The organism is Providencia sp. NPDC089933, from assembly GCF_049545585.1.
GTDB lineage: Bacteria > Pseudomonadota > Gammaproteobacteria > Enterobacterales > Enterobacteriaceae > Providencia > Providencia huashanensis.
Genome location: NZ_JBMWDT010000003.1, coordinates 187763 through 200577, shown reverse-complemented (window position 1 = coordinate 200577; position 12815 = coordinate 187763). Strand labels below are relative to the sequence as shown.

The 12815-nt window shown below is 38.8% G+C and carries 13 protein-coding genes and 1 other RNA gene; 9 read left to right on the top strand and 5 right to left on the bottom strand.

Annotated features, from left to right (window positions below; genetic code table 11):
* Window positions 1–54: 54 nt before the first annotated feature.
* Both ACPEH5_RS06405 and ACPEH5_RS06400 read left to right on the top strand, forming a co-directional pair.
* The gene (locus ACPEH5_RS06405; protein WP_042846902.1) at window positions 55–426 is read left to right on the top strand and encodes a ComEA family DNA-binding protein; all 372 of its coding nucleotides are present in this window, start codon (window positions 55–57) and stop codon (window positions 424–426) included.
* Between the two features lie 195 nt (window positions 427–621).
* Window positions 622–1050 carry an acyl-CoA thioesterase gene (locus ACPEH5_RS06400; RefSeq protein WP_129466855.1) on the top strand — a complete coding sequence of 143 codons (429 nt, stop codon included), beginning with the start codon at window positions 622–624 and terminating at the stop codon, window positions 1048–1050.
* Window positions 1051–1091: 41 nt separating this feature from the next.
* Here the strand turns inward: ACPEH5_RS06400 and queC are convergent, their stop codons facing one another.
* Window positions 1092–1793 (bottom strand): 7-cyano-7-deazaguanine synthase QueC, encoded by a 702-nt coding sequence (gene queC, locus ACPEH5_RS06395; protein WP_042846900.1) that lies wholly within the window; start codon window positions 1791–1793, stop codon window positions 1092–1094.
* A gap of 278 nt (window positions 1794–2071) precedes the next feature.
* On the opposite strand from queC, the gene ACPEH5_RS06390 reads away from it, so the two are divergent.
* The 5 genes from ACPEH5_RS06390 (at window position 2072) to amtB (ending at window position 7940) form a co-directional block, all read left to right on the top strand.
* Entirely contained in the window at window positions 2072–2533 is a 462-nt protein-coding gene (locus ACPEH5_RS06390) for an Lrp/AsnC family transcriptional regulator (protein WP_042846899.1), read from the top strand.
* Between the two features lie 75 nt (window positions 2534–2608).
* Window positions 2609–4354 carry a SmdA family multidrug ABC transporter permease/ATP-binding protein gene (locus ACPEH5_RS06385; RefSeq protein ID WP_071547717.1) on the top strand — a complete coding sequence of 582 codons (1746 nt, stop codon included), beginning with the start codon at window positions 2609–2611 and terminating at the stop codon, window positions 4352–4354.
* Window positions 4351–6135 (top strand): SmdB family multidrug efflux ABC transporter permease/ATP-binding protein, encoded by a 1785-nt coding sequence (locus ACPEH5_RS06380; RefSeq protein WP_042846896.1) that lies wholly within the window; start codon window positions 4351–4353, stop codon window positions 6133–6135. The genes ACPEH5_RS06385 and ACPEH5_RS06380 overlap by 4 nt, the downstream gene beginning before the upstream one ends.
* Window positions 6136–6307: 172 nt before the next feature.
* Complete coding sequence (locus ACPEH5_RS06375) at window positions 6308–6646, top strand: P-II family nitrogen regulator (RefSeq protein ID WP_042846895.1); 339 nt, start codon at window positions 6308–6310, stop codon at window positions 6644–6646.
* A complete protein-coding gene (gene amtB / locus ACPEH5_RS06370; protein WP_306804624.1) occupies window positions 6633–7940 on the top strand; it encodes an ammonium transporter AmtB in 1308 nt (435 codons plus the stop codon). Before ACPEH5_RS06375 ends, amtB begins: the two co-directional genes overlap by 14 nt.
* A 140-nt stretch (window positions 7941–8080) precedes the next feature.
* Here amtB and tesB read toward each other — a convergent pair whose 3' ends face one another.
* Window positions 8081–8947 carry an acyl-CoA thioesterase II gene (gene tesB / locus ACPEH5_RS06365; protein ID WP_129466854.1) on the bottom strand — a complete coding sequence of 289 codons (867 nt, stop codon included), beginning with the start codon at window positions 8945–8947 and terminating at the stop codon, window positions 8081–8083.
* 239 nt (window positions 8948–9186) lie between these two features.
* On the opposite strand from tesB, the gene ACPEH5_RS06360 reads away from it, so the two are divergent.
* On the top strand, window positions 9187–9645 hold the full coding sequence (locus ACPEH5_RS06360; protein ID WP_042846892.1) for a YbaY family lipoprotein: 459 nt from the start codon (window positions 9187–9189) through the stop codon (window positions 9643–9645).
* Between the two features lie 143 nt (window positions 9646–9788).
* Window positions 9789–9885: signal recognition particle sRNA small type (gene ffs / locus ACPEH5_RS06355), an RNA gene on the top strand.
* A 343-nt stretch (window positions 9886–10228) separates the two neighbouring features.
* On the opposite strand, the gene ACPEH5_RS06350 is transcribed toward ffs, so the two are convergent.
* From ACPEH5_RS06350 to mltD, 3 genes are all read right to left on the bottom strand, one after another.
* Window positions 10229–10432 carry an HHA domain-containing protein gene (locus ACPEH5_RS06350; RefSeq protein ID WP_042846891.1) on the bottom strand — a complete coding sequence of 68 codons (204 nt, stop codon included), beginning with the start codon at window positions 10430–10432 and terminating at the stop codon, window positions 10229–10231.
* 74 nt (window positions 10433–10506) lie between these two features.
* Window positions 10507–10875 carry an Hha toxicity modulator TomB gene (tomB, locus tag ACPEH5_RS06345; RefSeq protein WP_042846890.1) on the bottom strand — a complete coding sequence of 123 codons (369 nt, stop codon included), beginning with the start codon at window positions 10873–10875 and terminating at the stop codon, window positions 10507–10509.
* Between the two features lie 529 nt (window positions 10876–11404).
* Window positions 11405–12775 (bottom strand): murein transglycosylase D, encoded by a 1371-nt coding sequence (gene mltD / locus ACPEH5_RS06340; RefSeq protein ID WP_166685881.1) that lies wholly within the window; start codon window positions 12773–12775, stop codon window positions 11405–11407.
* Window positions 12776–12815: the final 40 nt, after the last annotated feature.

The following is a 12815-nucleotide window of genomic DNA, read 5'->3' as shown; positions in this document are numbered from 1 at the left end:
TTTCATTGTTTTTCTTTGTCATTGTTACTCCTCAACACACACAGGAGAATCATTATGTTATGGAATACAGTGATGAAACATGGGGCTAATACCGTACTTCTTCTTTCTCTATTAGGGGCTTTTACTTCTTTTTCTTTAGCGAAAAAGATTGAAGCGGAAAAAACCACAACAGCACTTGTGCAAAAAAAAGCGTCAAATGAAAACTCACAACTCATATCTTCAGAGCAATCAGACAAAGTCAATATTAATTCAGCAAGTGTAGATGAGCTAGCACAAAAGCTGAGTGGCATCGGCAAGCAAAAAGCGAAAGCAATTGTTGAATATAGGCAAAAGTATGGGGCTTTTAATTCAATTGAAAATATTCTAGAAGTTCAGGGGATAGGGCCTGCATTTTTAGAGAAAAATAAAGATAAAATTGTACTGTAGTTGAATATTCCCCATACATTGTGGTTCATTCAATTGTATGGGGATACCATTTTAATGGTGGGTAATTGAGCTGTAATATTAATTTATTGTAAATAATTTGGGAGCTAGATCTTATTTCTGGTATTCATTCAGCATATTTTCCGTACATTTGTTATTTTTATGTTATCTAAAATTAAACTGGTCGGAGTAGTTAGAATGACAACACATGTCAAGATCCATGGTTACCATATTGATGTTTTCCAACATGTTAATAATGCACGTTATTTGGAATTTTACGAAGCAGACCGTTGGGAATGGATGAATAAGCGTAATTTCATTAATTGGGCGATAAAAAATAATCTAACTATGGCTGCGGTGAATATTAACGTAAATTATATCCAAGGAGTGCTGTTAGGTGATGAGCTTACTGTTGTAACGCGTATGGATAAAATAGGCTCTAAGAGTGCGGTGTGCTATCAGCAAATTATCCGTAATAACGCGGGGGGAGCAGAAGTGGTATCTGACGCTTATGTTACGTTTGTTTTTATCGATAATATAACTAATAAAGCCATTGTTATAGATGATGAGTTACGTGAAAAACTAGCATCGTTCAAATCAGGGACTGATGATTTCATTCAGAACTAGCCTACCTAAAAAGTGGTTAGGCAGGCGTATCTCTGTTCGGTTTAGTTTGTTTTTTGTTGCTGCTGTTTTAGAGAGAGCATGACAGCTTCTTTGTCATCTAAATATTCATGTAAGCCTTTGCTTCGTAGGTGGCATGCAGCACATTCACCACATCCGTCACCTTGAATCCCATTATAGCAAGTGAGTGTTTGCTTCCTAATGGTCTCAAGGTGGCCATAACTGTCGGCAAGAGCCCATGTTTGGGCTTTATTCAGCCACATTAATGGGGTTTCAAAACGTATATTTTTAGCGAGCCCAAGGTCAACCGCGTGGTTAAGGGCTTTGACAAACTCATCTCGGCAATCAGGGTAACCGGAAAAGTCAGTTTCACAAACACCAGTAATGACGGCTTCAGCTTGTACTTGGTAAGCATATATTGCCGCTAATGTGAGAAATAAAATATTACGACCGGGTACAAAAGTACTTGGCAGACTGCTCGATTCGCTTTCTGTAAAATCAGGCACAGGGATATTATCCCGAGTTAAACTACTGATCGCTAACTCATTGAGTAAGGTCACATCTAAAACCTTATGAGCATTGGCACCAAGTGATACACTTAACTTTTGTGCAACTTCGATTTCAAAGCGATGACGCTGCCCGTAATCAAAGGTAACACAATGCACTTCGTCATAGTTTTGTAAGGCCTGAATGAGGCAGGTTGTTGAGTCTTGCCCTCCGCTAAAGACCACCACTGCACGTTTCATAGGGACTCCTTGGTGATATCACGTTGCTTAAAAAGAGTATTAATTCTCTGCTTTCATGTTAGCGACACTGTAATTTAATTAACAGTTCTATTTTTATAAATTTCCATTGATTAGCGTGCTATTTGTACTCTTATTTGGTTATCTGGGTAAAATTCTTCTATAATAATGTCAATTGGTAACATTTTTATTGTTTTTAAATGATGAGATTTTGCTTAATATTGGTAATTCAAATAATAGAAAGATAAAAGAGCATTTCCACCTAAGCCATGAGGGCAATTATGTTAGATAAAATAGACAAAAAACTGCTTTTTTTATTACAAAATGACAGTAGTCTATCTTTAAATACCCTGGCAGAAGCTGTCAATTTAACCTCTACACCATGCTGGAAAAGACTAAAACGACTCGAAGATGATGGTTATATTCGGGGTAGAGTAACGTTATTAGATGGTGAGAAACTTGGGTTAGGTTTAACTGTCATCGTAACAATTAAAACACAGCACCATAATAGTGAATGGTATGAACAGTTTGTGTCTTTCGTGAGCCAACTTCCTGAAGTGCTAATGTTTTATCGCATGGCTGGTGAATATGACTATCTTATGCAGGTAGAAGTTCACGATATGAAATCCTACGATTTGTTTTACAAAAAACTGGTTAATGGGGTACATGGCTTAATTGATGTAACGTCCAGCTTTGCGATGGAAAAAATTAAATATACTACGGTGCTGCCAATCCCCGATTAGCGCAATTTTGTTGGTAAACGACACGAGCGTTTCAGTTATGTATAAATAAATTAACATTATCCAAGGCAGTAATACGTGCGATTATTTTCACAACTAAGTTGGTATTTTTTGAGCGAATGGAAGCGCTATTTTGGCGCAGTTTGCTTTTTAATTATTATTGCAATTCTACAACTGGTTCCGCCGCGCATCGTGGGTGTCGTGGTTGATGGCATAAGTAAAGATACTATGCCTAAAAAACAGTTGGTGACATATATCTTATTAATGCTGCTTATTGCATTGGTTGTTTATGGCCTGAGGTACGTTTGGCGACTATGGCTATTTGGGGCATCTTATAAGCTGGCAGTTCAATTGCGCCAAAAATTTTATCGACAATTAAGCTTACAAAATCAACAGTTTTATCTTAAATATCGAACTGGGGATCTAATCGCTCGTACAACAAATGATGTGGATCGTGTGGTATTTGCTGCTGGAGAGGGTGTTTTAACGCTAGTAGACTCATTGGTTATGGGGTGTGCAGTATTAATCATGATGAGCGTTGAAATTAGTTGGCAGCTCACATTGCTTGCGCTTATTCCGATGCCGATCATGGCAATGGTTATTAAGCGTTACGGCGATCAGCTCCATCATCGTTTCAAGCACGCTCAAGGTGCGTTTTCATCTTTGAACAATCACGCACAAGAGAGCTTAACCAGTATTCGTATGATCAAAGCGTTTGGCCTTGAAGATCATCAGTCGAATCAATTTGAACAAGTGGCAACGGAAGCGGGGCGTCGTAATATGCATGTTGCGAAAGTCGATGCTCGTTTTGATCCAACAATTTTTTTAGCGATAGGCATGGCAAATTTGCTCGCTATTGGTGGCGGAAGTTGGATGGTGCTAAATGGCACTTTGACTTTAGGTGAGTTAACTAGTTTCGTGATGTATTTAGGGTTGATGATTTGGCCAATGTTAGCCCTTGCTTGGATGTTTAACATTGTCGAACGAGGAAGTGCGGCTTACAGCCGTATCTTAAGTTTATTAAATGAGCCTCTCGTTATTCAAGATGGTTCCCATTCATTACAGCCTGAAAAAGGGCCGTTGGATGTGAACATAATAAGGTTTAGTTACCCAGAAACAACGCGAGTCGCATTACATGATATTCAGTTTAACCTGCAACCAGGGCAGTTTTTAGGTATCTGTGGGCCAACGGGGGCGGGGAAATCAACATTGCTGGCATTATTACAACGTCAGTTTGATATCACTGAAGGGGCTATTTGTTATCAAGGGCAGCCCTTGTCTGAAGTATTACTAGATGAATGGCGCGCAAGGCTATCGGTAGTAAACCAATCTCCATTTTTATTTTCAGAAACTGTCGCAGGGAATATTGCTCTAGGAAGACCAGAAGCTAGCCAAGAAGAAATAGAGCAGGCGGCTCGGATTGCTTGTGTACATGATGATATTTTACGTCTGCCTGAGGGGTACTTAACCCAAGTCGGTGAGCGTGGAGTGATGCTTTCTGGAGGGCAAAAGCAACGGATCTCAATAGCACGGGCTATCTTACAAAATGCAGAAATACTTATATTGGATGATGCGCTTTCAGCAGTAGATGGGCAAACAGAGTTTACTATTTTGCAAAATTTAAGCCGCTGGCGACAAGGGCGAACCTTAATTATTAGTGCTCATCGCTTATCTGCATTGGTTGAAGCCGACAATATTATAGTGTTATCCCAAGGAGCTATGGTTATTCAAGGTAGGCATGAGGCGTTAATTAGCCAGACTGGTTGGTATAAAGATATGTATCATTATCAACAAATTGAAGCTGCTTTGGATGGTGATTTATGAGCCAGAAAAAACCACTTTGGCCAGCATTGAAGCGCTTATTATCTTATGGCAAAGCATACCGGGGTACAATGGGAATTGCCATTGCTATGCTATGGTTAGCCGCGATTGCAGAAGTCAGTGGGCCGCTATTGATCAGTTATTTTATTGATAATATGGTCGCGAAAAAGCAAATCATTATGCCATTGACGTTATATATGGCTATTGGCTTTATATTGCTTCAAGTTATTGCTGCGTTATTACATTATTATCAGATTATTTTATTTAACAAAGCATCAGTGGGGGTTGTGCAAACATTACGAACTGATGTGATGAATGCTGCCTTGCGACAGCCACTAAGTGCATTTGATAAACAGCCTGTTGGCCAGCTAATTTCACGAGTGACTAATGATACCGAGGTGATTAAAGACCTGTTTGTCATGGTCGTGCCAACGGTTTTTCGCAGTTTAGCACTGATTTGTGCCATGTTAGTTGCGATGTTTTCATTAGAATGGAGAATGGCATCTATTGCTGTGATGATTTTCCCTGCTGTATTTGTGGTGATGATTGTTTATCAGAGGTTGAGCACACCGATAGTACGTCGTGTTAGGTCTTACCTTGCTGATATTAACAACGGTTTTAATGAAGTGATTAATGGAATGACCGTTATTCAGCAGTTTCTACAGCAAGCAAGGTTCGGGGCAAAAATGCAAGAGGTCAACCAAGACCACTATTTTGCACGGATGAAAGCTTTAAAATTAGATGGTTTGTTACTAAGACCATTACTGAGTTTATTTTCTGCATCAGTATTGTGTGGGTTGTTACTACTGTTTGGGTTTGAAGGAACAACGACGATTGGTGTTGGTGTTTTATATGCATTTATTAATTATTTGGGGCGATTAAACGAACCATTAATTGAATTAACCTCTCAACAATCCATGCTACAGCAAGCGGTTGTATCAGGTGAGCGAGTTTTTGAATTAATGGATAGCCCACAACAGGGTTATGGCGAAAGCCTTGTCCCATTGCAAGGTGGCTCAATTACCATTAACCACCTATCTTTTGCCTATCGTAATGACAAAATAGTGTTGCAAGATATCAACTTACACGTACCTGATAATAATTTTATAGCTTTAGTTGGTCACACAGGAAGTGGTAAAAGTACTATTGCTAATTTAATTATGGGTTATTACCCATGGCAAAAAGGTGAGATCCTATTAGATGGGCGAGATTTAAATTCATTGTCTCACCATGTATTAAGAAATGGTATTGCGATGGTACAGCAAGACCCTGTCGTACTTGCAGCTTCATTTTTTGACAATGTGGCGCTTGGGCGTGATATTAATCAAGAGAAAGTCTGGGATGTTCTTGAAATTGTTCAACTTGCAGAGTTAGTTCGCACTTTACCTGAGGGGTTAGACACAGTATTAGGTGAACAAGGAAATACCTTATCTGTAGGTCAAAGGCAGTTATTAGCGATGGCTAGGGTGCTGGTGGTGACCCCGAAAATTTTAATCCTAGATGAAGCAACTGCAAATATAGATTCAGGGACAGAGCAAGCGATACAAAAAGCGCTTCGAGTGATCCGTCAACATACAACACTGGTGGTGATTGCCCATCGTTTATCAACGATAGTTGATGCCGACCAAGTTGTTGTGTTACATCGTGGTGCAATTGTTGAGCAAGGTCAACATCTACAACTTTTACAACAAAAAGGGCGTTATTATCAAATGTACCAGTTACAACAAGTTGGGGAGTCGTTGAATGCCCTCAGTGATGCTGAAAAGGAAGTTGTAACCAGTTAATTATTCTGCACCATTATAATGCACACCTTAAAACCACTCAGCCGAGTGGTTTTTTATTTTGTCTTTTCTTTTTGATTTTTAAGCAAAAAAACATTTTGGCATAAGTTTTGCTCTGACGTCAGTACTGCTCGCTAAATTGAGTGGGTTATTGGTATGACTTATAGGAGTAAATATGAAATACATCATCGCAATTATTAAGCCATTTAAATTAGATGAGGTTCGAGAAGCGCTATCTGATGTTGGTATTCAAGGGCTTACCATTACTGAAGTTAGGGGGTTTGGGCGGCAAAAAGGGCACGCAGAGTTATATAGAGGAGCTGAATATACTGTTGATTTTTTGCCCAAAGTACGAATGGAAATAGCGGTGTTAGATGAACAGTTAGAGCAGGTCATTGAGACCATTGAGGGTGTTGCTTGTACCGGACAGGTAGGGGACGGAAAAATATTTGTTTTGCCTCTAGAGCAAGCTGTACGGATCCGTACGGGTGAAAAACAAGATGAAGCACTGTAGGAGAATGACGATGCGTAAATGGTTCCTAGTCGTATATATATGGGTATTAATGGGTTTTCCAATGAGTGTGTTTGCTTCGCCAAAAGAAGTCGATAAAGCCGATAATGCTTTTATGATGATAGCTACTGCATTGGTTATTTTTATGATTGTACCGGGTATTGCACTGTTTTATGGCGGGTTATTAAGAAGTAAAAATGTGCTTTCTTTAATGGCGCAAACAACGGTGATCTTTGCATTGGTATCTGTTATTTGGATTGTTTATGGTTATAGTTTGGCTTTTAGTGAAGGAAATGCTTTTTTTGGTGGTTTTAACCAAGTGTTACTTAAAAACATTTCAGTAGAAAGTTTATCCGGTTCAATTCCCCAGTTTGTGCATGTGGCGTTTCAAGGTGCATTTGCATGTTTAACTGTTGCATTAGTTGTTGGCGCATTAGGAGAACGCATTAAATTTTCTGCCATTCTCATTTTTACCGTTATTTGGACTACATTTGCTTACTTACCTATGGCTCACATGGTCTGGGGAGGCGGTATTCTTTCTCAAGATGGTGCGCTTGATTTTGCAGGGGGCACTGTTGTACACATTAATGCCGCTGTTGCAGGTTTAGTTGGTGCTTACTTACTTGGGCATCGAACAGGATTAGGAAAGGAAGCAATTAAACCTCATAACTTACCGATGGTATTTATGGGGACATCTATTTTATTTGTTGGGTGGTTTGGCTTCAATGCAGGGTCGGCGGGAAGTGCAGATGGTATTGCTGCTCTGGCATTTATCAATACGATTGCGGCAGCGGCTGGAGCAATCCTGTCTTGGACATTTGCCGAGTGGATTTTTAGGGATAAGCCCTCATTGTTAGGTGCTTGCTCTGGTTGCTTAGCGGGGTTGGTTGGTGTGACTCCTGCCGCAGGAACTGTCGGGGTTGGTGGGGCGCTAATCATCGGTTTGCTTTCTGGGATCGCCGGCTTATGGGGCGTGGTCATTCTTAAACGTTGGTTAAAAGTAGATGATGTTTGTGATGTTTTTGGTGTTCATGGGGTCTGCGGTATCTTAGGGTGCTTGTTGACAGGGGTATTTACTGCCAGCACATTAGGCGGAAGTGGTTATGCAGAAGGAATTACTATGATGAAACAAGTTGGTATTCAAGCTGTTAGCATTTTAGTCTGTGTGGTTTGGACTGCGATTGTTGCCTTTATTGCTTTTAAGATAGCAGCTAAAACATTCGGTCTAAGAATTACAGTAGAGAAAGAAAGGGAAGGTTTAGATATAACTTCTCATGGTGAAAGTGCTTACAATTAAACAAGTACGGCACGATATGATAATGCTGAAAACAGGATAAATACTGTGTTCTATTCGAATTGATAATGGCAGTTTATTGTTTGCTGCCATTACCTTTTCTTTTTTAGTCTGTAAGTATTCACTTACTTTTTTACTGCGGATTAACGAGGTTGCCTGTGACGTATCACACCTTCTTGAACCGCTGTTGCGACTAGCTCCCCTTGGGGACTATAGATTTGGCCTTTTACAAAACCTCTCCCACCTGATGCCGAAGGGCTTTCTACGGCATATAACAACCAATCATCAATCTTAAATGGGCGATGAAACCACATTGAGTGGTCGATAGTCGCTACTTGTAAGTCGCGTTCCATAAACCCTCGACCGTGTGGCTGTAAAGCGGCAGGTAAAAAGTTATAGTCAGAAGCATAGCCAAGTAAATAGCTATGTAGTGAGGGTAAGTCGGGCAGTTGCCCTTTGGCTTTAAACCAAATATAGCGAAATGGCTCCTGAGGTGGTGCATCAAATGGGCTATAAAATTCCACTGGACGGAACTCAAAAGGCGTTGGGCGAAGGGCGTATTTCTTAACTGATTCGGGGAGTTGATCCGCTAAGCGCTTTATAATATCGTCTTGAGAAATTAATTTTTCTGGTGGTGGAACGTCTGGCATTAGGTTTTGATGATTATAGCCTGTTTCCTCAGACTGGAATGAGGCAGTCATAAAGAAGATTGGTTTTCCATTTTGGATAGCACTGACACGTCGGGCGCTGAAGCTTCCACCATCACGCAGTATCTCAACATCGTAGATAATAGGGCGCGAGCTATCACCAGGGCGTAGAAAATAGCTATGGAAAGAGTTAATAGCTCTATCTTCTGGTATGGTTTGCTTCGCAGCATACATAGCTTGTCCGACAACTTGTCCGCCAAAAACTTGTGGTAAACCAAGGTCTTCACTTTGTCCTCGAAAAATACCTTCTTCAATCTTTTCAAGCTCAATTAGGCTAATTAAGTTCTTTAATTCTGGGCTCATAGTTATCTTCGGTTCACTTGGACATAATTAGATATTGGTATTTTCCCATTATTTACTTTAAATAGGTAGGATGATTGTGCGTAGAAAATTTTAATTCACTTAATGTTACATTTTGAAATATTAATTTATTATTTTATTTATATTGGTTATACTTCACCCTATTCCCATATCTAAAAATGATGTGTTTATTTCTCTACCATAAATGTTTTAAATAAAACATAGGCTTACAGGTAATATCTATGAGTTTCTTTCGCCATATAGTTAGCTTATTGGTCGTTTTGACGTTGATTGGCTGTGAAGGGAATAGCACAAAGCCAAGCGCAAAAACACTTAATGCTAAAAGTAGCCACAATAACCAAACGGTTGATTCAGGGAAAATTGAAGGGCGAGTGGTGATTTTGCAAGATTCTGTTTTACCAGAAAGTGCGATTGTCACGGTAACTCTTGCAGATACATCTGTTGTAGATCTGCCTGCATTGATATTATCGCAGAAATATTACAATTCATTGAATAATCGACCGACAATTCCATTTGAGCTAACTTATCTCAAAAATGAAGTTAGACAAGAGGGTACCCTGACCGTCAATGCGACGATTAAAGCTGACGGGAAGCTATTATACATTGCTGATTCTGATGCTGAAGTTATCAATAATGGTATAACTAAAGATGTAGAGTTGCTGATGGTACCAGCGAACTAATTTGATGGCAGCTAATTTTCAGTATTCTATCTCTTATGTTGGTTCTTGTGTAATAAACCAGCACTTGGCTGTGGCTTTCTTGCTATTTTAGTGACTATCAAGCATAATGCCCCTGCTTTGAAAGAAGCAATCAATGGGGGCTCTGTTGGTTCTCCCGCAACGCTAACTTGTTAACTTGGTCAGGTCCGGAAGGAAGCAGCCATAGCAGGGGTCGTGTGTGCCGGGATGTCGCTGGCAGGGCTCCCACCCAATTTATCCCACTGCTTTCATCTAAACTAGAAAAAATCCCCTTATTTTTATATCAAATTAATTGGCTAGTTTTGTGTTCTGTATTTAATTGTATTTATAAATATGAAGTTTATTTTTATTCTTTAAAATAATATCTAATATTAAAATAGAATAAAGTTAAAAATATCGCATTAATTGTTAATTATAATGGTGATAAAAAACAGAAGGCAGGGAAATTAGAAATAAAAAACCTACTAGCACTATATTAGTGCTAAAAATAAAATTGTATTAAGTTCAGCCGATAAGTGGATTTACCGGCTATAACCATTCACTATCTGCGCGTGTTAATACAGTATTATCTAACAAACTTCCATACAGAAGGTGGAATTTTATCGTAGAGCTTATTCATAGTGAGTTCAGCAAGACGATGATCTGCCGCTGAGTAGAATAACTCTAGTTCATCATCAGATAGTTCATACTTGTTTTTTTCAATGACACGCTCAAGTGTTTCAATTGTTGTGCATTTTCTCAAACGCATCAGATAATCAGATTTGGTCATAACGCCCTTTCTTTATATGGAATATAACTTAGTAACATACGATGTTATTGTTTGATTAAAGATAAATAATGATTTTATGTTTTGCTGGTCAGACATTTTAGGTCATCATCCAGCACTGAAACTAGATTTTGATTCATAGTTTCCCAATCTATAATTTCACTTAATGTGATGACTGGGCTACCAAATAAGTCATAAGTCTCATCGAGGTACTCTTCAATTAATGATATAACGAGATTTTCTTTTGGATATTTGATCTTAAATCGCCAGACAAAAGCTGCGATATGTTCAATGAGTTCATTTAGAGCTGCACTTTGTGCAGAGCTTAGATCGTTAATCCAATGTGTGTTGGTTTTTTGCAAACTTAAGATAGCGTCTCTATTGAGACTGTTACATAAGTATTTTAGTTCTGCTATATCATGTCTTTTGGGTGAGTATTCATCCATAATCACCTCCGCGGGCGAATCTGACTTTTGCTATGTGTATTGTTATATCAATAATAATGTCACGTTAACTAATTAAAAGCACCTATGTTCAATATACATATATAAAGCAGTAATATATTGAAAAATATAAAGTTATTGCTAGTTCGTTAAGTTTTCGAAGATTATTAATATTATACATAAGTGACATTCGAACACGGACTGGCAGCTTGGACTAGTTTAGCCGCGATATAATAATAGCATTATTATTACATAAGTCACCACCAATCAACTACTTTTTTCATTTTTATTAGTAAGTGACTAAAATAGAGCTATAAATGCTCGACTTAAACTCAATTTTATAAAATGTTTAAATTACGTTTAACCATTTGGTTATTTTAGTACGGCTAATATGAAATGTTTACACAAAAGATGTTATAAAAAGTATTACTCCATTCAGAGTATTTAAATAGTTTAATTTTACCAATGAAATAAGATAATTAAATAAGAAAAAACCTCGACCAAAATTGGGGAGGTTTTTCATGGAGGTAACTTAGAGGTAAAGGTTTAAGGTTACCCCTGGTTTTAAATCAGCCATTTTTACGCCTGCGTTCCAAGTCATTAAATCATTGAGCTTGATACCATGGCGTTTTGCAATACTATAATAGGAATCGCCTTTTCTGACTTTATAGGTTTTCGTTTTACGATTGTTCGCTGCCGATATTGGGCTAGAAACTTTTAATGTTTGCCCTGGCATTATCACACTCGCCGTTTTTAACCCATTTAGCTTCTGAATATTTTTGGCTGTGGTATTAAACTTTTTAGCAATACTGGCGACTGATTCCCCTTTACGTACTTTATAAGTCGTAATTTTTGCTCGGTTTTGGCGAGCTGTTGAAATTGCCGTCGGTTGTGCCGTTTTAATTTGTTGATTTTGTATTGCGGCAAGGCGGATGGTTTCTAAAACGTCTTGATCAGATAACGATGTTTTAAATTGCTCCGCTTTTGCTGTTGGTAACATAATATAATGTGGGCCTGTTGGCGATGTGATGCCTCGAGTATAGCCTGAATTATAGGTTTTCACTGATTCTACAGTAAGCCCTGCTAGCTCAGCGGCTTGGGATAGTGTAATTTGCTGGCCTACATCAATTTGAGTTAACGCCCTATTTTTATTACTGGTTGGCAGGTTAACTTGGTACTTTTCTGGTGTTTTCAGCACTTGGCTGAGAGCTAGAATTTTGGGTACGTATTGTTTAGTTTCTTTTGGCAAAGAAAGGGACCAGAAATCAGTCGGCAAACCAGCAGCCTCATTCTTTTTAATAGCATTTAGCACACAACCTTCACCACAATTATACGCAGCTAACGTGAGCTCCCAATCATGGCCAAACATGATATTTAGGTTTTCAAGTAAATCAAATGCAGCTTTAGTTGATGAAACAACATCTCTACGTTCATCAACCCATTGGGTTTGTTTTAGCCCATAAGAACGCGCTGTAATTGGAACGATTTGCCACAGGCCTGCGGCTTTTGCTGGTGAAGTTGCTTTAGGGTTGAAAGAACTTTCAATAATCGGAATTAATGCTAATTCCATCGGCAAGTTACGTTCGTTAATTTCGTCTACGATGAGGTACATATAGGGCTCTGCTCTTAATGCCACATCGTAGACAAAACGTTGTTTGTTTAGGTAACTGTTAGCCATTTCCCTGATTTGTGGGTTATCAGGTATATCCATTTTTAGCTCATCACTGATGTAACCCCAAAGGTCATAATCTACCTTTGGAAGTTGTCTACTTGCTGCTTGGTTGTGAGAGGCAACAGTTTCAATTGTGTGATTGGCTGAAGGTTTGTTCTGCTTAACATTTTTTGGGGCGGTTTGGCATCCTGCCAGCAGAACAATGGCGATAAGTGTCGCGATTTTCTTCATTTTATTCTATTGTTCTTCGTTGCAATGTTTAAAAGTCGAA